Origin of the sequence: Xanthomonas bonasiae, from assembly GCF_014836395.1 — a bacterium.
Lineage (GTDB): Bacteria > Pseudomonadota > Gammaproteobacteria > Xanthomonadales > Xanthomonadaceae > Xanthomonas_A > Xanthomonas_A bonasiae.
The window spans coordinates 18,901-41,954 of the sequence record NZ_JACSQX010000016.1 but is presented as its reverse complement, the minus strand read 5'-3'; the positions used below and the strand labels follow the sequence as shown (position 1 = coordinate 41,954).

The following is a 23,054-nucleotide window of genomic DNA, read 5'->3' as shown; positions in this document are numbered from 1 at the left end:
GCAGTGCGATCACACGAGCGCCAAAGAAAAAGCCCGGCATCGCCGGGCTTTTTCGTTGCACTGTTCGACCGCCTGGATCAGGCCGCGACGGTATCGGCCACGTCCTGATATTCCTGGATCTGATCGAAGTTCATGTAGCGATAGATCTGCTCGCCACTGGTCTTGATCACGCCCACGTCGGCCATGTACTCGTCCTTGGTCGGGATGCGGCCCAGGCGCGAGCAGATCGCCGCCAGTTCCGCCGACCCCAGGTACACATTGGTGTTGCGGCCCAGGCGGTTGGGGAAGTTGCGGGTGGAGGTGGAGAACACCGTGGCGCCCTCGCGCGCCTGCGCCTGGTTGCCCATGCACAGCGAGCAGCCCGGCATTTCCATGCGCGCGCCGGCCGCGCCGAAGGTGCCGTAGTGGCCTTCCTTGGTCAGCTCGGAGGCGTCCATCTTGGTCGGCGGCGCGACCCACAGCCGGGTCGGGATGTCGCGCTTGCCTTCCAGCAGCTTGGCCGCGGCGCGGAAGTGGCCGATGTTGGTCATGCACGAGCCGATGAACACCTCGTCGATCGCCGCGCCGGCGACTTCGGACAGCGTCTTGACGTCGTCCGGATCGTTCGGGCACGCCACGATCGGCTCGTGGATGTCGGCCAGATCGATCTCGATCACCGCGGCGTACTCGGCATCGGCATCGGGCTCGAGCAGCTGCGGATCGGCCAGCCACTCTTCCATCTTCTTGATGCGGCGGCCCAGCGTGCGCGCATCGGCGTAGCCCTCGGCGATCATCCAGCGCAGCAGGGTGATGTTGCTGGTCAGGTATTCGATGATCGGCGCCTTGTCCAGGCGCACCGTGCAGCCGGCGGCGGAACGTTCGGCCGAGGCGTCGGACAGTTCGAACGCCTGCTCCACCTTCAGGTTCGGCAAGCCTTCGATCTCCAGGATGCGGCCGGAGAAGATGTTCTTCTTGCCCTGCTTGGCCACGGTCAGCAGGCCGTCCTTGATCGCGTACAGCGGGATCGCGTTGACCAGGTCGCGCAGGGTCACGCCCGGCTGCATCTCGCCCTTGAAGCGCACCAGCACGCTCTCCGGCATGTCCAGCGGCATGACGCCGGTGGCGGCGGCGAACGCGACCAGGCCGGAGCCGGCCGGGAACGAGATGCCGATCGGGAAGCGGGTGTGCGAGTCGCCGCCGGTGCCGACGGTGTCGGGCAGCAGCATGCGGTTGAGCCAGCTGTGGATCACGCCGTCGCCCGGGCGCAGCGACACGCCGCCGCGGGTGGAGATGAACTCCGGCAGGGTGTGGTGGGTCTTGACGTCCACCGGCTTCGGATACGCGGCGGTGTGGCAGAACGACTGCATCACCAGGTCGGCGGAAAAGCCCAGGCAGGCCAGGTCCTTCAGCTCGTCGCGGGTCATCGGCCCGGTGGTGTCCTGCGAGCCCACCGAGGTCATCTTCGGCTCGCAATAGGTGCCCGGGCGCATGCCCTGGCCTTCCGCCAGACCGCAGGCGCGGCCGACCATCTTCTGCGCCAGCGAGAAGCCCTTGCCGGTATCCGGCGGCACCATCGGCAGGCGGAACAGGTCCGACGGCGGCAGGCCGAGGAACTCGCGCGCCTTGGCGGTCAGGCCGCGGCCGACGATCAGCGGGATGCGGCCGCCGGCGCGCACTTCGTCGAACAGCACGTCCGACTTCATCGCGAACTCGGCGATCACCTGCCCGTTCTTCAGCGCCTTGCCGTCGTACGGACGCAGCTCGACCACGTCGCCGTGCTCCATCTGCGACACGTCCAGCTCGATCGGCAGCGCGCCGGCGTCTTCCATGGTGTTGTAGAAGATCGGCGCGATCTTCGAACCCAGGCACACGCCGCCGAAGCGCTTGTTCGGAATGAACGGAATGTCCTCGCCGGTCCACCACAGCACCGAGTTGGTCGCCGACTTGCGCGAGGACCCGGTCCCGACCACGTCGCCGACGTAGGCGACCAGGTGGCCCTTGGCCTTGAGGTCGGCGATCGCCTGGATCGGGCCGCGCTTGCCGTCTTCTTCCGGCACGAACGCGGCGCCGTCGCGCTTGTTCTTCAGCATCGCCAGCGCGTGCATCGGGATGTCCGGGCGCGTGGTCGCGTCCGGCGCCGGCGACAGGTCGTCGGTATTGGTCTCGCCCGGCACCTTGAACACGCTGACGGTCAGGCTCTGCGGCACTTCCGGCTTGCTGGTGAACCACTCCGCGTCGGCCCAGCTCTGCAGCACCGCCTTGGCGTGCGCATTGCCGGCTTCGGCCTTTTCCTGCACGTCGTGGAACGCGTCGAAGATCAGCAGCGTGTGCTTGAGGCCTTCGGCGGCCACCGCGCCGAGCTCGGCGTGGTCCAGCAACTCGATCAGCGGGTGGATGTTGTAGCCGCCGAGCATGGTGCCCAGCAGTTCGGTGGCGCGCTTGGGCGAGATCAGCGTGCACTGCTCGCTGCCGAAGGCGACCGCGGCCAGGTACGACGCCTTGACCTTGGCCGCGTCGTCGACGCCGGCCGGCACGCGCTGGCTCAGCAGCTCGACCAGGAACTGTTCTTCGCCGGCGGGCGGCTGCTTCAGCAGCTCGACCACCTCGGCAGTCTGCTGCGCGCTCAGCGGCAGCGGCGGGATACCGAGCGCGGCGCGCTCTGCGACGTGGTGGCGGTAGGCTTCCAACATGCGGGTTCTCCGGAAATTTCGGTAGGGGTGAGCGGTAAACGAATAGCGGCGTCAGGCGGACGGCTTGGGCACGATGATCTTCAGGCCCTTGAAGTAATCGCGGAAAAAGCCGTCGTCGCGGGTGATCAGTCCATCGCATTGCAGCAGCGCGTGGGCGCCGATCAGGAAATCGGCCACCACCCGCTCGCGCTGGCCGCCGCGGGCGCGGAAACGGCGCTGCATCTCGCCGGCACGCAACGCCGACTTGGCCTCGAGCGCATTGAAACGGATGCTCATGTCCTCCAGCACCGACAGCGCCTCGGCGCCGTCGCGCAGCGCGCCGCACACCTCGGCCAGGACGATGTCGCACACCACCACCGGGCCGGTACTCAAGCACTGGCGCAGGCAGGCTTCGGCAGCATCGGCCTGCGGGCCGTCGGCCAGCAGGTCCACCAGCACGGACGAGTCGATCGCGATCATGCCTTGGGGTCGGGTCCGAACGGATCGCCCGGCGCGCGGCCGCGGATCGCGCGCATCGCCTCGTCGGTGCTGGCGAAGCCGTCCAGCTTGAAGCGGCCGCGGGCGCGCGAGATCGCATCGTCCACGCTCTTGCGCAGGATGATGCGGCCGCCGTCCAGCTCCACCTTCAGGATGGTGCCCTTGCTCAGTCCCAGCGCATCGCGCACGGCCTTGGGCAAGGTGATCTGACCGCGCTCGGCGACGGTGGCTTCCATGGGCGGACTCCTCAAGGTATGCACAAATTTTACATACTTGAAACATCATACTCAAGTCCGCATACAGTCCCGGTCACACCATCCGTACACACTGAATCGGTCAGAATGACCGCATTCCCTACAGCCGCGATGCCATAGGAGTTCCGTGATGAGCGATTCCTTTTCCACCCGTGCCTCGCTCGAGGTCAACGGCAAACGCTACGCTTACTACAGCCTGCCCAAGCTCGCCGAGCGCTTCGACATTGGCCGCCTGCCCTACTCGCTGAAGATCCTGCTGGAAAACCTGCTGCGCCACGAAGACGGCGGCGTCACCGTGGGCAAGGACCACATCGAGGCGGTGGCGAAGTGGGATCCCAAGGCCGAACCCGACACCGAAATCGCGTTCATGCCGGCGCGGGTGGTGCTGCAGGACTTCACCGGCGTGCCGTGCGTGGTCGACCTGGCCGCGATGCGCGATGCGGTGGTCAAGCTCGGCGGGCGCCCGGAGCAGATCAATCCGCTGATCCCCTCGGAACTGGTGATCGACCATTCGGTGCAGGTGGACGTGTTCGGCAAGGCCGACGCGCTCGATCTCAACGGCAAGATCGAATTCCAGCGCAACAAGGAACGCTATGGCTTCCTGCGCTGGGGCCAGAAGGCGTTCGACAACTTCAAGGTGGTGCCGCCGAACACCGGCATCGTGCACCAGGTCAACCTCGAGCACCTGGCGCGGGTGGTGATGACCGGCGAGCGCGACGGCGAGGCGATCGCCTATCCGGACACCGTATTCGGCACCGACAGCCACACCACCATGATCAACGGCATCGGCGTGCTCGGCTGGGGCGTGGGCGGCATCGAGGCGGAAGCGGCGATGCTCGGCCAGCCCTCGTCGATGCTGATTCCGCAGGTGGTCGGCTTCAAGCTGACCGGCAGGCTGCCCGAAGGCGCCACCGCCACCGACCTGGTGCTGACGGTGACGCAGATGCTGCGCAAGCACGGCGTGGTCGGCAAGTTCGTCGAGTTCTTCGGCGAGGGCCTGCAGCACCTGCCGCTGGCCGACCGCGCCACCATCGGCAACATGGCGCCGGAGTACGGCGCCACCTGCGGCATCTTCCCGGTCGACGCCGAATCGCTGACCTACCTGCGCCTGTCCGGGCGCAGCGAGGAGCAGATCGCGCTGGTCGAGGCCTACGCCAAGGCGCAGGGCCTGTGGCACGACGCCGACACCGCGCATGCCGACTACAGCGCCACGCTGGAACTGGACATGGGCCAGGTCAAGCCATCGCTGGCCGGCCCCAAGCGGCCGCAGGACCGGGTGCTGCTGGAAGACATGCAGCGCAATTTCCGCGACAACCTGGTGCCCTTCGCCGAAGCGCGCCACAAGCGCCACAGCGACCTCAAGCAGGAAGACCGGCTCAAGAACGAAGGCGGCGGCGGCACCGCGGTCGGCGCCAAGGCCGCGCAGGCCGAGACCGGCGAAGACAGCGGCGCCGGCTGGCAGTTGCGCGACGGTTCGGTGGTGATCGCCGCGATCACCTCGTGCACCAACACCTCCAATCCGGCGGTGATGCTCGGCGCCGGGCTGCTGGCGCGCAATGCCGTGGCCAAGGGCCTGAAGGCGCAGCCCTGGGTCAAGACCTCGCTCGGGCCGGGTTCGCTGGTGGTCACCGACTACCTGAAGAAGGCCGGGGTCATGGACGACCTGGAACGACTGGGGTTCTACGTGGTCGGCTACGGCTGCACCACCTGCATCGGCAACTCCGGCCCGCTGCCGGACGACGTGTCGGCGGCGATCGCCAGGGACGACCTGGTGGTGGCTTCGGTGCTGTCGGGCAACCGCAACTTCGAAGGCCGCGTGCATCCGGAAGTGAAGATGAACTACCTGGCCTCGCCGCCGCTGGTGGTCGCCTACGCCATCGCCGGCACCACCGACATCGACCTGAGCCGCGACCCGCTGGGCACCGGCAGCGACGGCCAGCCGGTATACCTGCGCGACATCTGGCCGAGCAACAAGGAAATCGGCGACACCATCGCCGCCACGGTCGGCCCGGAGATGTTCAAGCAGAACTATGCCGACGTGTTCAAGGGCGACAGCCGCTGGGCCGCGATCGCCTCGCCCGACGGCGAGCTGTACGCCTGGGACGCGGCCTCCACCTACATCAAGAACCCGCCCTACTTCGACGGCATGACCATGCAGGTCGGCAACATCGACGATGTGCACGGCGCGCGCGTGCTCGGCCTGTTCGGCGACTCGATCACCACCGACCACATCTCCCCGGCCGGCAACATCAAGAAGGACTCGCCGGCGGGCCGCTTCCTGCAGGAACGCGGCGTGCAGCCGGCCGACTTCAACAGCTACGGCAGCCGCCGCGGCAACGACGACGTGATGGTGCGCGGCACCTTCGCCAACATCCGCATCAAGAACCTGATGTTCGGCGGCGAAGAAGGCGGCAACACGCTGTACCGCGGGCCCGACGGCGCGCAGCCGCAGAAGCTGGCGATCTACGACGCGGCGATGAAGTACAAGGCCGACGGCGTGCCGCTGGTGGTCGTGGCCGGCAAGGAGTACGGCACCGGCTCCTCGCGCGACTGGGCGGCCAAGGGCACCAACCTGCTCGGGGTCAAGGCGGTGATCGCCGAGAGCTTCGAGCGCATCCACCGCTCCAACCTGGTCGGCATGGGCGTGCTGCCGCTGCAGTTCCTGGACAACGAGAACGCGCAGTCGCTGGGCCTGGACGGTTCGGAGGTGTTCGACATCACCGGGCTGCAGGACGGCGCCAGCAAGCGCGCCACCGTCGATGCGAAGAAGGCCGACGGCAGCGTCAAGCAGTTCCAGGTCAAGGTGCTGCTGCTGACGCCGAAGGAAGTGGAGTACTTCAAGCACGGCGGCCTGCTGCAGTACGTGCTGCGCCAGCTGGCGGCGCGCAAGGCCGCCTGAGCGGCCATGGCGGCGCGGCGCCTGCACGGGCGCCGCGCACGCTCGCGCGGGGACGCACCGCCACGCACGCGCACCGCCTTTTCATCGGCACCGCGTTTCGAAATAACGGGTCTTTGCCCGCCAGACAGACCGTATTGAAGGCGCCCCGTTTCCAGAACGGGGCGATTGCCGTTTGGCGCTACGCACGGCTCGCTACGGCGCTGCATTCCATTGCGCATGCCGCAGCCGCCAGCGCCCGTCCTGCTCGCGCCAGCCGGTGACCACCTCGTAGCGCTGCATCCGCTCCGGCAACACGCGCGCATCGCCGCCGCTGACCACCGCGTCGAACCGTACCGTGGCGTCGTCGCCCTGCAGCGCGATCGACAGCGGTCCGGTGTTCACCCCGATCCGCGCGTTGGCCAGGAATTGCGCGCGCAACAGGTTGTGCAGCGCAGCACGATCCATCCCCGCCTCGCCCGCGAAATCGTCGGCCACCGCGGCCATCGCATCGCGCAGGCGATGTTCCTCCACCGCCTCCTGCATGGCGGCGATGTCCTTGCGCAGCCGCTGTTCCGCCGAATCGCGCTGGCAGCCGGGCAAGGCCAGCAGCAACGCGCATCCCCATCCCCACGCCCATGCCTGTCGCATCCGGATTCCTCCTCGGCTTCGCCTTTTCCATGCGGAACGGTATCCTGCCACTCGCCACGCCGCAGCGTTGCGTCGGCGTGCGGCAGCATTCCACACGAGGGGGGAGTACATGAGTCAGGAACGTCCGTGGTTGCAGAGTTATCCGGCCAGCATTCCCGCCGAGATCGATGTCAACGAGTACCGGTCCGTCGCCGCCGTCTTCGAAACCTCCGTCGCCAAGTTCGGCGACCGTCCGGCCTACTGCAACTTCGGCAAGACCCTGACCTACCGCGAGGCCGGCGAACTGGCCCGGCACTTCGCCGCCTACCTGCTGGGCGAGTTGCAGCTCAAGAAGGGCGACCGCGTCGCGCTGATGATGCCCAACTGCCTGCAGTACCCGATCGCCACCTTCGGCGTGCTGCTGGCCGGCATGACCGTGGTCAACGTCAATCCGCTGTACACGCCGCGCGAACTGCGCCACCAGCTGATCGACTCCGGCGCCAGCGCGATCGTGGTGATCGACAACTTCGGCAAGACCGTGCAGGAAGTGCTGGCCGACACCCCGCTCAAGCAGGTCATCACCACCGGCCTGGGCGACATGCTCGGCTTCCCGAAGGGCGCGCTGGTCAACTTCGTGCTCAAGTACGTCAAGAAGCTGGTGCCCGACTACGACATCCCCAACGCGGTGCGCTTCCGCGACACGCTGACCCTGGGCCGCCTGCACACGCTGCCGCAGTTGGACATCGAGCCGGACGACATCGCCTTCCTGCAGTACACCGGCGGCACCACCGGGGTGGCCAAGGGCGCGATGCTGACCCACCGCAACCTGGTCGCCAACATGCTGCAGGCCGGCGCCTGGATCGCGGCGACCGGCAAGCTGGAGGAAGGCAAGGAAGTCATCATCACCGCGCTGCCGCTGTACCACATCTTCGCACTGACCGCGAACGGCCTGGTGTTCATGAAGCTCGGCGGCCTCAACCACCTGATCAGCAATCCGCGCGACATGCCCGGCTTCGTCAAGGAGCTGCAGAAGACCCGCTTCACCGCCTTCACCGGGGTCAACACGCTGTTCAACGGCCTGCTCAACACGCCCGGCTTCGACAAGGTGGATTTCTCGACGCTGAAGTTCACCCTGGGCGGCGGCATGGCGGTGCAGCGCGCCGTGGCCGAGCGCTGGAAGCAGGTGACCGGGGTGACTCTGGTCGAGGCCTACGGCCTGACCGAGACCTCGCCCGCCGCCTGCATCAACCCGCTGACGCTGAAGGAATACAACGGCGCCATCGGCCTGCCCATCCCGTCCACCGACGCCTGCGTCAAGGACGACCAGGGCCAGACCATGGCGCCCGGCGAGGTCGGCGAGCTGTGCATCAAGGGTCCGCAGGTGATGAAGGGCTACTGGCGCCGTCCCGAGGAAACCGCCGGCGCCATCGATGCCGACGGCTGGCTGCACACCGGCGACATGGCGCGGATGGATCCGCAGGGCTTCTTCTACATCGTCGACCGCAAGAAGGACATGATCCTGGTCTCCGGCTTCAACGTGTACCCGAACGAGGTCGAGGACGTGATCGCGATGATGCCCGGCGTGCTGGAAGTGGCCGCGGTCGGGGTGCCGGACGAGAAGTCCGGCGAAGTGGTCAAGGTGGTCATCGTCAAGAAGGACCCCAACCTCACCGCCGAGGACGTCAAGGCCCACGCCCGCGCCAACCTGACCGGCTACAAGCATCCGCGCATCGTCGAGTTCCGCAAGGAACTGCCCAAGACCAATGTCGGCAAGATCCTGCGCCGGGAATTGCGCGACAGTCCGCCGGCGGCCTAGGTCGCCGCTGGCGTGGACTGCGGGTCCACGCCGCCCGGGCAAGGGAAGGCCATGCCCTCCCCTTCGCGGCCCCTGCCGCCAAGCCGCGTGGCTGCAGCCAGCCACGCGCGCCAGCAGACGCGAATTTCTCCGTCTGCGTCGCCATCAGTCCTCAGTTTACGTAGGTGTAGCATCGGCTCGCGCGCCGCTTCCCGGCCCCTGCGCACGCCGTTTCGCCGCCAACCAAAACACCGAGGAAATCCCATGAACGTTGACAAACGCTTCTTCAACCCCAGCTTCCCCACCATCCGCGTCGAGTCGAGCGTGGATGGCAACGCGCATTGGATGTTCATGCACAACGACGCGGCCATCGGCTCGCGACCGTGCTTCAGGGACGATCTGCTCGACGACATGTGGAGCTTTACCGATGCGATCACCCTGAGCGGCGGCAATGCGCTGCAGCGCGGGCAACTGCGGCACTTCGTATTGGCTTCGGATGCGAACGTGTTCAACCTCGGCGGAGACCTGGAGCTGTTTACCCAGCTCATTCGCCTGCGCGACAGGGATAGCTTGCTCGCCTACGCCAAGCGCTGCGTGGAAGGCGTGCATACCCTGCATACCGGCCTCGGCGGCGACGTACGGACCATCGCGTTGCTGCAGGGCGACGCCCTGGGCGGAGGCCTGGAGATGGCGTTGGCATGCCACACCATCGTGGCGGAGGAAGGCGTCGGCATGGGCTTGCCGGAGGTGATGTTCGGCCTGTTCCCAGGCATGGGCGCCTATTCCTTCCTGTGCCAGCGCGTATCGCCGCAACTGGCGGAGAAGATCATTCTGGAAGGAACGGTCTACAGCAGCGAGCAGATGCACGCACTCGGCGTGGTCGACATCCTGGTCCCCAAGGGCGAGGGAAAGGCGGCGGTCGAAGAATTGATCCGCATCCAGCAGCGCAGCAAGCTGTCCTATCTCGCGATGAACGCGGCACGCCGCATCTCGCAACACGTGCCATTGCGGGAACTCATGGACATCACCGAAGTCTGGGTAGACACGGCGCTTGCGCTCGACGACAAGTCGCTACGCATGATGGACCGATTGGTGCGGGCGCAGACGCGGCGCGCGCACAACGTCGCCGCGCTCGCCTAGAAGACTCGGACCGGAAGGGGCCGGGCCCGGCCGTATGCCGGGCTTTCCCCTCAGCGCAGCTCGTTGCCGTCCTGCTGACTGCTTCGCAGCGCCCGCAGGTCCAGCACCTCCCTGCCCTCGGTCAGGCTGGCATTGAGCGTCGCCAGGCATTGCCGCCACTCGCTGCGCATCTGCCAATCCGCCATCCGCATCAGTTCGCCGCCAAGGTTGGCCATCTTCACCAGCCCCAGGTTGCTCGCCACGCCCTTTACCGCGTGCGCATGTTCGCGCAACCGCTCCCAATTCTCGGACTCGCCCGCCACCTGCATTCCGCCCAGGCAGCCATCGGCATCGTTGAGGCACTGGGAAATGAATTCCCGCTCGAATCCGTCGCCCATGCCCAGACCGGCCAGTTCGTCGAGCACGGACGAATCCAACACACCCTCCTTGGAAAGCCGCGATTGCGGTTCGGCCGGGCGCAACCTGCCGTCCGTGGCGATATCCGTCAGCGTGTCCAGCAGCCGCGAGGCCACCACCGGCTTGGCCAGGAACGTATGTGCGCCGGCCTGTTCGCAGCGGTGAATCGACTCCGGCGTGACGTCCGCGCTGAGCACCACGACCGGCGTGCGCGAGCGGCCGGCCTGCATGATCCGCAGGTGCTTGAGCATGTCCAGGCCACTCATCCCGGGCATGTGCAGATCGACGATGACCGCATCGAAATCGGTTTCGGCAAGCGCATCGAGCACCGCTTCCGCGCCATCGAGACAGATCGCGCGATGGCCGGCCTTCTGCAGCAGGCGCTGCAGCACCATGCGGTTGGCCGCATGATCGTCGGCGACCAGGATGCGCATGCTGCGCACCCGCGCACGGTGGCGCAAGAACGGATCCGTGAACGCGATGATGTTGCCGCTCGGCGACGGCTCTTCTTCGCTTGCGCCATCCCGAGCGGTGCTGGACAGCGGCGCGGCGGCGGCCGCCTCGAACGGCAGCTCGAACCAGAAACGGCTCCCGCGCGGAGGACTCTCCTGGTAGCCGATGCTGCCGCCCATCGCTTCGACCAGGCCCTTGGCGATCGTGGTTCCCAGGCCGGTGCCTTCGTAGCGCCGGGACAGGCCCACGTCCGCCTGCTCGAAGGCCTCGAACAGGCGCGGGCGCATCGCGGGCGGCACGCCGATCCCGGTGTCGACGATGTCGAAACTCAACCGGAACGGTTCGCCGGCATCGTTGCGCTGTATCCGGACACGGATGTCCACCCGCCCCATGTTGGTGAACTTGATCGCGTTGCCGGCCAGGTTCAACAGGATCTGCCGCAGGTGCCCCGCGTCGCCACGCACATTGTCCGGCACATCGGCCGCGACCTCCAGGTGATAGCCGAGCGCCTTTGCGCGCGCCTGCGGCTGCAGGATCAAGCCGATCTGCGCCAGCGTCTCGCGCAGCGAGAAATCGTGTTTCTCGGTGCGGATCTTGCCCGCCTCGATGGCGGAAATATCCAGCACCTCTTCCACCAGGGACAGCAGACTGCGCGCGGAGGCCTGGATGGTGCCCACGCACTCGCGCTGTTCCGCGTCCAGCTTGGTGGTGGCCAGGACTTCGGTCATGCCGGACAACCCGTTCAACGGCGTCCGGAACTCATGGCTCATGTTGGCAAGGAATCGGCTCTTGGCTTCGCTGGCGCGCCGCGCCTCCGCGGTCGCCTGGGTCAACTGCCGCAGCAGCCCCGACAGATACATGGGAATGGCGATCAGACCGGCCCACAGCCCGGCGCTCAGCGTGATGTTCTCGCGCCAGTAGCCATTGAGCAGGACCACGCAACCGAAACTGATGCAGGCGGACACCACGGCGCCGATCAGATAGCGGTTTCCGTAGCGAAGGCCATTGCCGACGGTGACCCACATGATGATGACGTACAGCCAGGCCAGCGGTTCTCCCTGCAGGATCATCGCCACCGTCATCAGGCCATAGTCGGTCACCATGCCGATGACGCGCCGAACGTTCGACGTGCCCGGCCGCACCAGAATCGCGGCGAACAGCGCCAGACCGACAAGCACGCCGACGCCGCTCATCAGCACCGATGTCAGGTATACATCGGGTGCGAGCTGACCCAGCTTTTCGGCGATCGTCATGCAGACGATGACGCACAGGAAGATGCCGACCCGGATCAGCGTCTGCCCGTGTTCGGTGTCCGTGCGTTGTCGCAAGCGGGCCCTGATCCATTCCAGCCGCGGTTTCACAGCGCGACCCCCGGCCGGACCGAGGCGCTTGAGAACTTCTCGCAGATCAGATGCAACTGCTCGCGCCCGCGGAACAGCGCGTCCACGCAGCGCGGGTCGAACAGACGGCCGCGTTGCGCGTAGAGATAGGCGAGGGTCGCATCCATGGTCCAGGCTTCCTTGTAGGGACGCGGCGAGATCAGCGCGTCGAAGACGTCGGCGACCGCCACGATCCGCGCCTCCAGCGGGATCGCTTCGCCGACCAGTCCGTCGGGGTATCCGCTGCCATCGTAACGCTCATGGTGGCGCAGCGCGATCAGCGCGCCGACCTGGATGAAGCGGTTCTGGCTGCCGCTGAGCAGTTCGTAGCCGATGCGCGGGTGCATGCGCATCACCGCCATCTCTTCCTCGTTGAGCTTGCCGGGCTTGAGCAGCACCGCATCGGGAATGGCGATCTTGCCCATGTCGTGCAGGCTCGCGGCCATCTCGATGACCCGCACCTCGTCCTCGGACAGGCCCAGCTGCTCGGCGATCAGGCCGGCCACGTGCGCCATCCGCTCCAGGTAGGCGCTGGTCCCGGCGTCGCGGTACTCGATCGCCCGCGCCAGCCGCGACAGGGTCTCGCGCTCGCGTTCCTCGACCTCGCGCATGCTCGCCAGCAGGCGCTGCTCCAGCGACATCGCGCGCTGCTTGATGTTCTCGCTCTGCAGCCGCAGCTGCAGCAGGTTGTGGCAGCGCGCGCGCAGCTCGCGCGGGCGGATCGGCTTGACCAGGAAGTCGATGACCCCGGCTTCCAGCGCGGCCTGGCGGATCGGCTCGTCGCCGACCACGGTGATCAGGATGATCGGAATGTCGCGGTGCTTGGGCAGGCGCCGCAGCCGCCGCGCGAATTCCAGCCCGTCCATGCCGGGCATGCGGTAGTCGAGCAGCAACAGGTCGACCTTGCCGGCCTCGCACCAGGCCAGGGCGGCCTGCGAGTCGCCGAAGTCGCGGACGGTGAGTTCCGGGGCGATGTCCTCGATCACGTGGCGCAGCATGGTGCGCGCGGACGTCTGATCGTCGACGATGACGATGTTCAAGCGATTGTCCGCCCCCTCCGCCCAGTCCGGGCGGTCGCTGCTGGAGGATACTCCGGACAGGCTCATGCTGGCATCTTGCATCTGCGATCCTCTTGCCCACGGGCTTCGGGCTGCTGAGACAATAACGGGAAACGCTCCGGCGCCGGCTATGCCGACCCAACCGCCTCACTTCGCTTGCTTGCCAACCGCTTGCTTGCCGACGCCCGATACGAGAACCCCACGCCAAGGCCACCGCCGCCTTCGGCTAGATTAAGCCTCCGGACGCATGTACGGGAACAGCAGCACGTCACGGATCGAATTGCTGCCGGTCAGCAACATTACCAGCCGGTCGATGCCGATGCCCAGGCCGCCGGTGGGCGGCAGGCCGACCTCCAGCGCACGGATGTAGTCGGCGTCGAAGTGCATGGCCTCGTCGTCGCCGCCCTCCTTCGCCGCCACCTGGGCCTGGAACCGGGCGGCCTGGTCTTCCGGATCGTTGAGTTCGGAAAAGCCGTTGGCGATCTCCTTGCCGTTGATGAACAGCTCGAAGCGGTCGGTATAGCCGGGTTCGGTGTCGCTGGAACGGGCCAGCGGCGACACCTCGACCGGGTGGTCGGTGATGAAGGTCGGCTGGATCAGGGTGTGCTCGACGGTGGCCTCGAAGATCTCCAGCAGCAGCTTGCCCCAGCCGTAGGACGGCTTGGTGCGGATCTTCAGCCGCTCGCAGTGGCGCAGCAGCGCCTCACGGTCGGTGCAGTCGGCGGCGCTGATCTCGGGGTTGTGGTGGCGGACCGCCTCGTCCATGCGCCAGCGGCGGAACGCCGGGGCCAGGTCGATGTCGGCGCCGTCCCAGTGCACCTGGGTGGTGCCGAGCACCTCCTGGGCCACGTCGCGGATCACGCTCTCGGTCAGGTCCATCACCTCGTGGTACGTGGCGTAGGCCTCGTACAGCTCCATCATGGTGAATTCGGGATTATGCCGGGTGCTGACGCCTTCGTTGCGGAAATTGCGGTTGATCTCGTAGACCCGTTCCAGGCCGCCGACCACCAGCCGCTTCAGGTACAGCTCCGGCGCCACCCGCAGGTACAGGTCCAGGTCCAGTGCGTTGTGGTGGGTGGTGAACGGCTTGGCGGTGGCGCCGCCGGGGATGTAATGCATCATCGGCGTCTCCACTTCCAGGAAGCGGCGCGCGTCCAGCCAGGCGCGCATCGCGCGGATGATCTTGGAGCGCTTGACGAACACCTCGCGCGCCTCCGGCGACACGATCAGGTCCACGTAGCGCTGGCGGTAGCGCTGCTCCACGTCGGACAGGCCATGCCACTTGTCCGGCAGCGGGCGCAGCGCCTTGGTCAGCAGCCGCAGCGCGGTGGCCTTGACCGACAGTTCGCCGGTCTTGGTGCGGGTCAGCCCGCCTTCCACGCCGATGATGTCGCCGATGTCCCAGCCCTTGAACGCGTCGTAGGCCGGGCCCAGCGCGTTGGCCTGCAGGAACAGCTGAATGCGCCCGGATTCGTCCTGCAGCTGCACGAAGCTGGCCTTGCCCATCACCCGCTTGGCCAGCAGGCGCCCGGCCAGGCGCAGGCTGCGGCCTTCGGCCTCCAGCGCCTCGGCGCTCCAGCGCTCGGCATCGGCGAATTCGGCCTGCAGGTCGCCGGCGAAATCGTGGCGGCGGAAATCGTTCGGATAGGCCACGCCCTGCGCGCGCAGCGCTCCCAGCTTGGCGCGGCGTTCGGCGATGAGGCCGTTCTCGTCGACGGGAAGGGACGGCGCGGGGGTCTGCTCGGTCATGGGAATGGGTACGCGGAGAAGAAGGGAGAGGATGCAGCAGATGCGGGGGGCTGCCCCGCGTGGCCGGCCCCCCGCCACGGCGGGCGGGGGCCGACGGTTCAGGCGTCGCTGCGTTTGGCGCCGACTTCCAGGCCGGACTTGAGGCTGGCCTCGACGAATTCGTCCAGGTCGCCGTCGAGCACCTTCTGCGTGTCGGTGCGTTCGATGCCGGTGCGCAGGTCCTTGATCCGGCTCTGGTCGAGCACGTAGTTGCGGATCTGGCTGCCCCAGCCGATGTCCGACTTGGTCGCCTCGACCGCGTCGCGCTCGGCGTTGCGCTTCTGGATCTCCAGTTCGTACAGCTTGGCGGCGAGCATCTTCATCGCGTTGTCGCGGTTCTGGTGCTGGCTGCGCCCGGTCTGGCAGGCCACGACGATGTTGGTCGGGATGTGGGTGATGCGCACCGCCGACTCGGTCTTGTTGACGTGCTGGCCGCCGGCGCCGGAGGAGCGGTAGACGTCGGTCCGCAGGTCGGCCGGATTGATGTCGATGTCGATGTTGTCGTCCACTTCCGGCGACACGAACACCGAGGTGAAGCTGGTATGGCGGCGGTTGTCCGAGTCGAACGGCGACTTGCGCACCAGCCGGTGCACGCCGGTCTCGGTCTTCAGCCAGCCGTAGGCGAAATCGCCTTCCACGCGCAGCGTGGCCGACTTGATCCCGGCCACTTCGCCGCCGGAAACTTCCATCAGCTCGGTCTTCCAGCCGCGCGACTCGCACCAGCGCAGGTACATGCGCAGCAGGATTTCGGCCCAGTCCTGGGCCTCGGTGCCGCCGGCGCCGGCCTGGATGTCGACGAAGGCGTTGCTGGCGTCCATCTGCCCGGAGAACATGCGCTGGAACTCCAGCTTCTCCACGTGCGCCTGGAAGCGGTCGACATCGGCGACCACCGCCAGCGCGGTGTCCTCGTCGTCCTCGCTCTCGGCCAGTTCCAGGAACTCCAGCGCCTCGTTCAGCCCGTCGAGCACGCTGGCGATGCCGCCGACGGTCTTCTCCAGGTTGGCGCGTTCGCGGCCCAGGCCCTGGGCGCGTTCGGGGTCGTTCCAGACATCGGGGCTCTCAAGCTCCCGGGTGACTTCCTCTAGGCGTTCTTTCTTGACGTCGTAGTCAAAGAAACCCCCGGAGCGACAGCACCCGATCGGACAGATCGGCGATGCGGTGGCGGATGGGATTGAGTTCGATCATGGCGGCATTCCGGCAAACGGCAAACAAGAGCGCGATTCTAGCAATTCCGGCCGCCGCGCCACAGCGCGCGCGCTGCCGCGACCGGGCCGGGCCGCGATCACTCGGCGATCGCCGCCTCGCCCTCCCCGGCCGCCGTGCGCAGGGCGGCGCGGTAGCGGCGGCTGCACGGCACATGGCTGCCGTCGCGCAGGTGCACGCGCGCCTCGCCGGCATCCAGCGGTTCGATCGAGACCACGCAGCCCAGGTTGACCATGTAGCTGCGATGGATGCGCACGAACACGGCCGGGTCGAGCCTGGCCTCGATCGCGGCCATGGTGCTGCGCAGCGGGTAGTCGTGGCCGCGCACGTGCAGGTTGACGTAGTTGCCCGAGGCCTGCAGCCATTCGATATCGGCGGCGGCGACCAGGAACTCGCGGCCGAGCTTGCGCACCAGGAAGCGCTCCGGGCGCTCCAGCGACTCCACCGGCGGGCCTTCGTCGGGCGCGCCGAGCAGGGCCGCCTCGCCCTGCCAGCGGCGCAGCAGGAAGCGGTACATCTCCACGCACAGCAGCATCGAGGCCAGGCTGCGCACGTCTTTCAGATACTCGTAGGCCAGCCCCTGCGGCCACGGGCCGAAGTCGTAGTGCAGGCCCTGCAGGCGGTACACCGCGCTGCGGATCGCGACCATGCCCAGCACGTGCAGCACCGACAGCGCGACGCTGCCCAGCAGGTAGGCCGGCAGCCGGCGCCGCCAGTTGTCCCAATGCAACGGATGGCGCCGGGTCAGCGCCGCCAGCAGCGGCACGATCAGCAGGAACATCAGATTGCTGGACCATTCCCACAGCGCCGGCTCCCACGCGGCGAAGTGCAGCCCCGCCTTGCGGATGTCCATCAGCACGGTGACGCTGTTGGCGGTGCTGTTGACCAGGGTGAGCGCGACCCAGAAGCCGATCTCGAAGCTGCGGCGCCACGGCAGGAAGCGGGCGTAGACGCTGGTGGCGGGCGATTCGGACATGGCGCATTTTAGCGCGCCCGCCCCTCGGCCATGGCCGGCGCGCGGGCGGCCTCAGCGCACCTCGAACTCGCCGACCAGGATCGTCTCCTTCTTGTCCTTCAGCCGCAGCGTCACCTGCTGGTCGCGCTGCGTGGCGCTGCCCCAGCCGGTGCTCAGCTGCAGGTGCAAGGTGGTGGCGCCGGTGACCAGCGGCTGGCGGTCGCCGAAGAAGTTCGCCTCCACCTTGTACTTGCCCGGCTTGGCCCGGCGCAGCGAGAACTCTTCCGGCCCGTAGCCGCCGGTGAAGTCCTGCGACAGCTGCCCACCCTGGTAGGTCGAGCGGTGCGCGTAGTAGCAGCGCTCGCCGTTGGGATCGGTCACCCACAGGTCCATGTCGCTGTTGTCGCTGTCCCAGTTCAGCACCACGCGCAGGTCCAGCGGCAGGTTGCGCTGCAGGCGCGGGTCGATGAAGGCGGTCTGCAATGGCCGCTGCGAGCGCGCCACGATCGCGTTCAATTCGTTCAAGGCGATCAGCGCCACGCCGTCGAAGCGGGGGTCCCAGTCGCGTGCGACCACCTGGTACAGCTGTTCGATCGCGGCCTGCGCGTCGCCGCGCGCGGCGTAGGCCAGGCCCAGGTCGCGGAAGCTCTGCGGCTCTTCCTCGCCCAGCCGCAGCACCTGCTCGAACACCGGCACCGCCAGGTCCGCCCTGCCCGCCTGCAGCAACCGGTACCCGAGCACGCGCAGCACATGGCGGTTCTCCAGCTGCAGTTCGGCCAGGTTCGACAGCACGCGCAGCGCCAGTTCGCGCTGGCCGCGTTCGAACAGCACATCGGCCACGTCCAGGTAGAACGCCACGCTGTCGGCATGCGCGGCGCGCTCGCTCAGGTACAGCGGATAGACCGCCTCCGGTGCGGCGGCACGCAGGCGCCGGGCGTAGGGCGAATCCGGCTGCCACGGCTGCAATGCCAGGGAAATCGTGCTGGATGCGGGCGCGCCGGCACGCGCACCGGCGTTCGCCGCGTCGCCGTCCGAGGCCGCGACCGCGCCGGTGACGACCACCGCCTCCAGCTCGGCGGACTCCGCGGCCGGCATCGGCGCGGCGGGTGCAGGCGGCGGCGCCATGGCCATCGCCGGTGCGGGCCGCGAAACGCCGTCCCGCCGCTCCCGACTGGCGTCGTGCTCCTCGCGTTGCGGCTTGGGCTGCGGCGGCGCGTTCTTCGGGAACGTGCGCTGCCACCAGGCGACGCGCTGGGCGAAATCCTCGGCGACGCGATCGATGCGCTGCTTGCGCTGCTCGCCCTGCGCTTGCTGGCGCTGCGCCTGCGCGCGCGCCACCGCCTCGCGCAGCGCCGCTGGCGGCGCGATGGCGTAGCGCACGTAGTCGTCCATGTTCTCCAGCACCAGCAGCGAGGTCTCGGCGCTGACCAGGCCGAAGCGGCTGGCCAGTTGCTGGCGGCGTGCGGCGTCGCCTGTCGGATCGGCGGCCAGGCTGCGCAGCATGGCCCGCGCCCAGGCGCCCGGCACCAGCTCGCCCGGCACCTCGCTGGCGTCGCGCAACGGAAGACTCAGGCGGCGCGTGCTGGCGGCGGTGGCGATCTCCAGGTGCAGCGTCGCATCGGCCGCGAGCAGGCGCCCGGCGATGCGCAGATAGCCGTCGTCGGCGTAGCGCGAATCGGCGACCAGATCGGCGACGCCCTCGCCCTGCAACGCCACCAGTTCGCCGCCGCGCTGCAGCAGCCGTTCGCTGGCCTGCTGCACGCCCTGCACGCCATGCAGCTCGATCAAGCGGCCGCCGCGCGCTTCCGCCGATGCCGCCAGGCGTGCGGCATCGGCATGGGCACCGGCCGAATCGACCGCGTACAGGCGCTGGCCCGGCGCCAGCGCCGGCAAGGCCTGCGCGCCGTAGTTGCCCAGGCCATCGCTGAACAACAGATACTCCTGCACGTCCGCCACCGGCCGCCAATCGCCCAGCGCGCTGGCGCCGTCCGGCTGCAGGCCCTGCAGCGTCGCTTTCAACGCGCTCCATTCGCCGGCGCGCACCTGGAACCGGCGCGGCGCCTCGGCGCGGTCGCGCAGCACGACCAGATCGACCTGCGCGTTGCCCAGCGCGGCGAAATAGCGCTGCAGCAAGGCCAGTTCGGCGGCAATGTCGCGCTGCCGCGCCGAACCCGATGCATCCCACAGCAGGCCGATGCGCTGCGGCAAAGGGCGTGCGCCGTGCAGATCGGCGATCGGCAGCAGCGCCTGGAAATAGCGCTGGCCGTCGTGGCTGCCGACCGCGACGTGCGGATCGCTGGTCGCGCGCAACGACAGCGCCAGTTCCCTGGGCAGTTGCGCGGGCGTGCCCGACCATGCCGCCGCGTAACCGCCGGGCGCCGGCGACAGGCGCAGGCCCGCAGGCAACGCGGCGGTGTCCACCGGCGCCGCCTGCGTGCTCAACGCCAGGCGCAGCGTCTGGGCGCTGGCCGCATAGCCCAGCGGCAGCCGCCACTGCCAACCGGCGGCGGTGCGCGGCAGCGACTCGCGATAGACCAGACGCACGCGGCGGCTGCCGTGCGCGGGAATCGGATAGAGCCGCAGCTGAAACTGGTTGCCGGCGGTCTGCTCGACCAGGCCCGGGTCCACGCCGCGCCGCTCGATCGCCTCGAACACCTGCCGCCCGCGCGCCTTCGGCACGGGCACCGCGTCGCGCATCTGTCCGTCGATGTCCAAGGCGAAGCCGCTGATCTGCTGGCCGTCGCGCAGCGGGAACGCCAGCTGCCCTTCCAGCACGCGCGCATTGGGATTGAAGAACAGCAGCTCCACCGTGGTTTCGGCCAGGCCGGCCGCGGCGTGCGCGCTCACCGTCGCCGAGCGCAGCTCGACCGGGCGCTCGCTGTGATCGGTCTTCAGCAGTGGGGCGAGAAGTTGCCGCTGCGGCGCGGTCTGGGCCAAGGCCGGCACGGCGGCCGCCGACAACAGCGAGAACAACAGCAGGCACAGGCCTTTGCGCGCGACGTACGGCATGGATCACTCCTTGATGGGACGGTACAGCTTGAACGTCCGGTGCGGCGCAGCGGGGTTATCCAGAATCTTCGCGCGGTGTGCTCGGGCCGCTGAGTCTTGCATCGATGCGGCTGATTCCATCTTCACCCAAGCCGTCTGCGGGGGAGAGGGATTGGCTGTTCCCTTTTCCCACCGGGACCATGGCCCCCTTTCGGGGGAAGGTGGCCCGAAGAGGCGGATGAGGGTCCGGGCGCCGCCTCGCGTACCCAATTCTGCGAGTCGCTTTCGCGCCGTACCCTCACCCCAACCCCTCTCCCGAAGGGAGAGGGGCTAAGGGCAATGGATCAGCCCGACAGGCTCCGGCAGTGCTCCACCACCAGTTGCACCGCGTCGCCGCCGCGGTAGTCGTCGGCGACCAGGCGGTAGGCGATGTGCACGCGGCGGCCGGGTTCGTCGCCGCGCCACCCGTTGAAATGGATCGCGTTCAATGGCTCGCCGCGGCCGGCGCAGCGCAGGCTCAGCTTGAGGTGGCGCTCCTTCAGCAGGCGCCACTGCAGCACCTCGAACTCGCCGTCGAACAGCGGCTCGGGGAAGCCCTGTCCCCATGGCCCGGCCAGGCGCAGCGCCTCGGCGTGGCGATGGTCCAGCTCGTGCGGATCCAGTGCGCCGTCGCTGAGCAGTTCGGCCTGCAGCAGCGCCGCGTCCAGGCTGGCCAGCGCATGCTCGCGGAACAGCTGTTCGAACTCGGCCAGCGCGGCCTGCGGCAGGCTCAGGCCCGCGGCCATCGCATGGCCGCCGAACTTGTCCATCAATCCGGGCCGGCGCGCCTCCACCGCGGCCATCGCGTCGCGGATATGGAAGCCGGGAATCGAGCGCGCCGAGCCGCGCAACTGGTCGCTGCCCGGCTCGGCCGGGGCGAAGGCGATCACCGGGCGATGCAGGCGGTCCTTCATCTTCGAGGCGACCAGGCCGATCACGCCCGGATGCCAGTCGGCATCGAACAGGCACACCGCCACCGGTGGCGCGTCCGGCGCGGCCAGCAGCGCCTGCGCCACCGTGGCTTCGGCCTCGTCGGTCATCTGCTGCTGGACCGCGCGGCGCTCGCCGTTGATCTGTTCCAGCGTGGCGGCGATCTCGCGCGCCTGCTGCGGGTCCTCGCACAGCAGCAGCTCGATGCCCAGCGCCATGTCCTCGAGCCGGCCGGCGGCGTTGAGCCGCGGCGCCAGCGCGAAACCGATGTCGCTGGCGCTGAGCCGCGCCGGATCGCGGCCACTGGCTTCGATCAGGGCGCGCAGGCCGATGCAGCCGTCGCCGCGCTGCAGGCGGCGCAGCCCGGCCGACACCAGCGCGCGATTGTTGGTGTCCAGCGGCACCAGGTCGGCGACGGTGCCGACCGCGACCAGGTCCAGCAACACCGTCAGATCCGGCGCCTGGGTCGCGAACGCACCGCGCTCGCGCAGGTGCCGGCGCAACGCCAGCAACACGTAGAAGATCACCCCGACGCCGGCCAGCATCTTGCTCGGGAACGCGTCGCCGGCCAGGTTCGGATCGACGATCGCGTCGGCCGGCGGCAGCACGCTGCCCGGCAAGTGGTGGTCGGTGACCAGCACCTGCCAGCCCAGCGCCTTGGCCGCGGCGACGCCGGCATGGCAGGCGATGCCGTGGTCGACGGTGACCAGCAGGTCCGGCTGCAGCGGCGCCAGCTCGGCGACCAGCGCCGGCGACAGGCCGTAGCCGTGCACCATGCGGTTCGGCACCGCGTGCAGCACCTGCGCGGCGCCGAGCAGGCGCAGCCCGCGCACCGCGACCGCGCAGGCGGTGGCGCCGTCGCAATCGAAATCGCCGACGACCAGGATCCGTTTGCCGGCGGCGATCGCGGCGGCCAGCAGCGCGACCGCCGCATCGATGCCGCTCAGCGCATCCGGCGGCAGCAGCTGCGCCAGCTTCGGCTGCGCCAGGCTGGCGTCGTGGGCGCCGCGCGCGGTGTAGATGCGGCGCAGCAGCGGCAGCACGCTGTCCGTCCACGGCCCACCCTCGGCGGCCGGCCGCCGGGTGATGCGCAGCGCCGGACTCATGCGTCCAGGCGCGCCAGCGGCCGCCGCCAGAAGCGCCAACGCTGCTCGCGCTCGATCCGGAAACGGGTGCCGTCCTCGAAATCCAGCAGCAGTTGCTGCAGTTCGCCCAGGCGCAGCGCTTCGAGCAGCGGCTGCATCACCTCGCCGACGAACTGCTCGGGCGCGCGCAGCTGGCGCAGATCGACCAGCGCATCGACGCGCGGCGTTTGCCCGGCGTCGATGCCGGCGGCCTGGGTCAGCGCGCGCAGCAGCGGCTCGCGGCTGCGCACCTGCGCATGCGCGCTGGTCACCGTGGCCGGCAACGCGCCGCCGCCCCAGAACCACAGCGAGTTGATCGCCGGCTGCCCGCGCGCACTGCGTTCGCGGTTCCACGGATGCTGGTGCAGCAGCACCTGCGCCTCGGTCAGCAGCGCCCGCCAGCGCCGCCCGCCCTCGCCCTGCGGCAGATGGTCGAACAGATCGGCGCCGAGCACCTGCGCCGGTGCGGCGAACGCGGGCAGCACGCTGTCCGGCGCCAGGCGCAGATACCAGCGGGTGGGTTCCGGCGCGTCCAGGACCAGGCCGGCCTCCGCGAACAGGTCCTGCAGCGACGGCAGCAGCGCGGCCAGATCGATCGCGTCGATCGCGAGCATGTCGCCGTGCGCCATCAGCCGCGCGCCCTGCATGTCCGGCACCACATACGCCGGATCGGCGCGCAGCCACACGGCGTCGCCGGCGTCGCCGGCGTCCAGCTGCCGGGTCAACGCCGCCACCGGCCATTGCCCGGGCGGCAGCGTGAAATGGCGGCGCAACTGCGCTTCGGAACCGGGCTCCAGGCGCTCGCGGTCGGCGCGGCCGAACGCCCGCGCCACCTCGCCGGTCAGCGCCGCAGCGGCCAGGCGCGCGCGCTCCGGCAACAACAAGGTGGCGACCGCCACGA

At 68.7% G+C, this 23,054-nt stretch carries 15 protein-coding genes; 3 read left to right on the top strand and 12 right to left on the bottom strand.

Annotation, left to right across the window (positions count from 1 at the left end; genetic code table 11):
- Nucleotides 1-77: 77 nt before the first annotated feature.
- From acnB to H9658_RS20415, 3 genes are read right to left on the bottom strand one after another with little or no spacing between them, the layout of a single operon-like run.
- Nucleotides 78-2,669: a bifunctional aconitate hydratase 2/2-methylisocitrate dehydratase gene (gene acnB / locus H9658_RS20425; RefSeq protein ID WP_179564434.1), complete on the bottom strand. Its 2,592-nt coding sequence runs from the start codon at nucleotides 2,667-2,669 to the stop codon at nucleotides 78-80.
- A 51-nt stretch (nucleotides 2,670-2,720) separates the two neighbouring features.
- Nucleotides 2,721-3,128, bottom strand: a complete 408-nt coding sequence (locus tag H9658_RS20420; RefSeq protein WP_185812961.1) for a type II toxin-antitoxin system VapC family toxin — start codon at nucleotides 3,126-3,128, stop codon at nucleotides 2,721-2,723.
- A complete protein-coding gene (locus H9658_RS20415) occupies nucleotides 3,125-3,382 on the bottom strand; it encodes an AbrB/MazE/SpoVT family DNA-binding domain-containing protein (RefSeq protein WP_185820191.1) in 258 nt (85 codons plus the stop codon). Before H9658_RS20415 ends, H9658_RS20420 begins: the two co-directional genes overlap by 4 nt.
- Before the next feature lie 148 nt (nucleotides 3,383-3,530).
- Here H9658_RS20415 and acnA point away from each other — a divergent pair, with 148 nt between their 5' ends.
- Nucleotides 3,531-6,299, top strand: coding sequence for an aconitate hydratase AcnA (acnA, locus tag H9658_RS20410; protein ID WP_191826742.1), 2,769 nt, complete (start codon nucleotides 3,531-3,533; stop codon nucleotides 6,297-6,299).
- A 192-nt stretch (nucleotides 6,300-6,491) separates the two neighbouring features.
- On the opposite strand, the gene H9658_RS20405 is transcribed toward acnA, so the two are convergent.
- Entirely contained in the window at nucleotides 6,492-6,926 is a 435-nt protein-coding gene (locus H9658_RS20405) for a Cif family virulence factor (protein ID WP_191826741.1), read from the bottom strand.
- 109 nt (nucleotides 6,927-7,035) lie between these two features.
- On the opposite strand from H9658_RS20405, the gene H9658_RS20400 reads away from it, so the two are divergent.
- Nucleotides 7,036-8,721: a long-chain fatty acid--CoA ligase gene (locus H9658_RS20400; RefSeq protein WP_191826740.1), complete on the top strand. Its 1,686-nt coding sequence runs from the start codon at nucleotides 7,036-7,038 to the stop codon at nucleotides 8,719-8,721.
- Nucleotides 8,722-8,964: 243 nt separating this feature from the next.
- Nucleotides 8,965-9,840 (top strand): crotonase/enoyl-CoA hydratase family protein, encoded by an 876-nt coding sequence (locus H9658_RS20395; protein WP_191826739.1) that lies wholly within the window; start codon nucleotides 8,965-8,967, stop codon nucleotides 9,838-9,840.
- Between the two features lie 50 nt (nucleotides 9,841-9,890).
- Here the strand turns inward: H9658_RS20395 and H9658_RS20390 are convergent, their stop codons facing one another.
- The 8 genes from H9658_RS20390 to H9658_RS20355 form a co-directional block, all read right to left on the bottom strand.
- A complete protein-coding gene (locus H9658_RS20390; protein WP_179564413.1) occupies nucleotides 9,891-12,050 on the bottom strand; it encodes an ATP-binding protein in 2,160 nt (719 codons plus the stop codon).
- Entirely contained in the window at nucleotides 12,047-13,189 is a 1,143-nt protein-coding gene (locus H9658_RS20385; RefSeq protein ID WP_179564411.1) for a response regulator, read from the bottom strand. The genes H9658_RS20390 and H9658_RS20385 overlap by 4 nt, the downstream gene beginning before the upstream one ends.
- A 168-nt stretch (nucleotides 13,190-13,357) precedes the next feature.
- Entirely contained in the window at nucleotides 13,358-14,875 is a 1,518-nt protein-coding gene (gene lysS / locus H9658_RS20380; protein WP_179564409.1) for a lysine--tRNA ligase, read from the bottom strand.
- 98 nt (nucleotides 14,876-14,973) lie between these two features.
- Nucleotides 14,974-16,099, bottom strand: a protein-coding gene (gene prfB, locus H9658_RS20375) for a peptide chain release factor 2 (RefSeq protein WP_179564407.1) whose coding sequence is annotated in 2 segments (ribosomal slippage) — nucleotides 14,974-16,023 and nucleotides 16,025-16,099 — 1,125 coding nt in all. Because the reading frame shifts where the segments join, the coding sequence is not laid out codon by codon here.
- Between the two features lie 97 nt (nucleotides 16,100-16,196).
- Nucleotides 16,197-17,093 carry a LytTR family DNA-binding domain-containing protein gene (locus tag H9658_RS20370; protein ID WP_191826738.1) on the bottom strand — a complete coding sequence of 299 codons (897 nt, stop codon included), beginning with the start codon at nucleotides 17,091-17,093 and terminating at the stop codon, nucleotides 16,197-16,199.
- 51 nt (nucleotides 17,094-17,144) lie between these two features.
- Nucleotides 17,145-20,081, bottom strand: coding sequence for a VIT domain-containing protein (locus H9658_RS20365; protein ID WP_191826737.1), 2,937 nt, complete (start codon nucleotides 20,079-20,081; stop codon nucleotides 17,145-17,147).
- A gap of 323 nt (nucleotides 20,082-20,404) precedes the next feature.
- Complete coding sequence (recJ, locus tag H9658_RS20360) at nucleotides 20,405-22,135, bottom strand: single-stranded-DNA-specific exonuclease RecJ (protein WP_191826736.1); 1,731 nt, start codon at nucleotides 22,133-22,135, stop codon at nucleotides 20,405-20,407.
- Entirely contained in the window at nucleotides 22,132-23,052 is a 921-nt protein-coding gene (locus H9658_RS20355) for a phosphoglycerate mutase (RefSeq protein WP_191826735.1), read from the bottom strand. Before H9658_RS20355 ends, recJ begins: the two co-directional genes overlap by 4 nt.
- Nucleotides 23,053-23,054: the final 2 nt, after the last annotated feature.

What these genes read in the sequence shown, in the direction of transcription:
- acnB (WP_179564434.1), bottom strand. Translation starts at nt 2,669, where the DNA reads ATGTTGGAAGCCTACCGCCACCACGTCGCAGAGCGCGCCGCGCTCGGT.
- H9658_RS20420 (WP_185812961.1), bottom strand. Translation starts at nt 3,128, where the DNA reads ATGATCGCGATCGACTCGTCCGTGCTGGTGGACCTGCTGGCCGACGGC.
- H9658_RS20415 (WP_185820191.1), bottom strand. Translation starts at nt 3,382, where the DNA reads ATGGAAGCCACCGTCGCCGAGCGCGGTCAGATCACCTTGCCCAAGGCC.
- acnA (WP_191826742.1), top strand. Translation starts at nt 3,531, where the DNA reads ATGAGCGATTCCTTTTCCACCCGTGCCTCGCTCGAGGTCAACGGCAAA.
- H9658_RS20405 (WP_191826741.1), bottom strand. Translation starts at nt 6,926, where the DNA reads ATGCGACAGGCATGGGCGTGGGGATGGGGATGCGCGTTGCTGCTGGCC.
- H9658_RS20400 (WP_191826740.1), top strand. Translation starts at nt 7,036, where the DNA reads ATGAGTCAGGAACGTCCGTGGTTGCAGAGTTATCCGGCCAGCATTCCC.
- H9658_RS20395 (WP_191826739.1), top strand. Translation starts at nt 8,965, where the DNA reads ATGAACGTTGACAAACGCTTCTTCAACCCCAGCTTCCCCACCATCCGC.
- H9658_RS20385 (WP_179564411.1), bottom strand. Translation starts at nt 13,189, where the DNA reads ATGCAAGATGCCAGCATGAGCCTGTCCGGAGTATCCTCCAGCAGCGAC.
- lysS (WP_179564409.1), bottom strand. Translation starts at nt 14,875, where the DNA reads ATGACCGAGCAGACCCCCGCGCCGTCCCTTCCCGTCGACGAGAACGGC.
- H9658_RS20370 (WP_191826738.1), bottom strand. Translation starts at nt 17,093, where the DNA reads ATGTCCGAATCGCCCGCCACCAGCGTCTACGCCCGCTTCCTGCCGTGG.
- H9658_RS20365 (WP_191826737.1), bottom strand. Translation starts at nt 20,081, where the DNA reads ATGCCGTACGTCGCGCGCAAAGGCCTGTGCCTGCTGTTGTTCTCGCTG.
- recJ (WP_191826736.1), bottom strand. Translation starts at nt 22,135, where the DNA reads ATGAGTCCGGCGCTGCGCATCACCCGGCGGCCGGCCGCCGAGGGTGGG.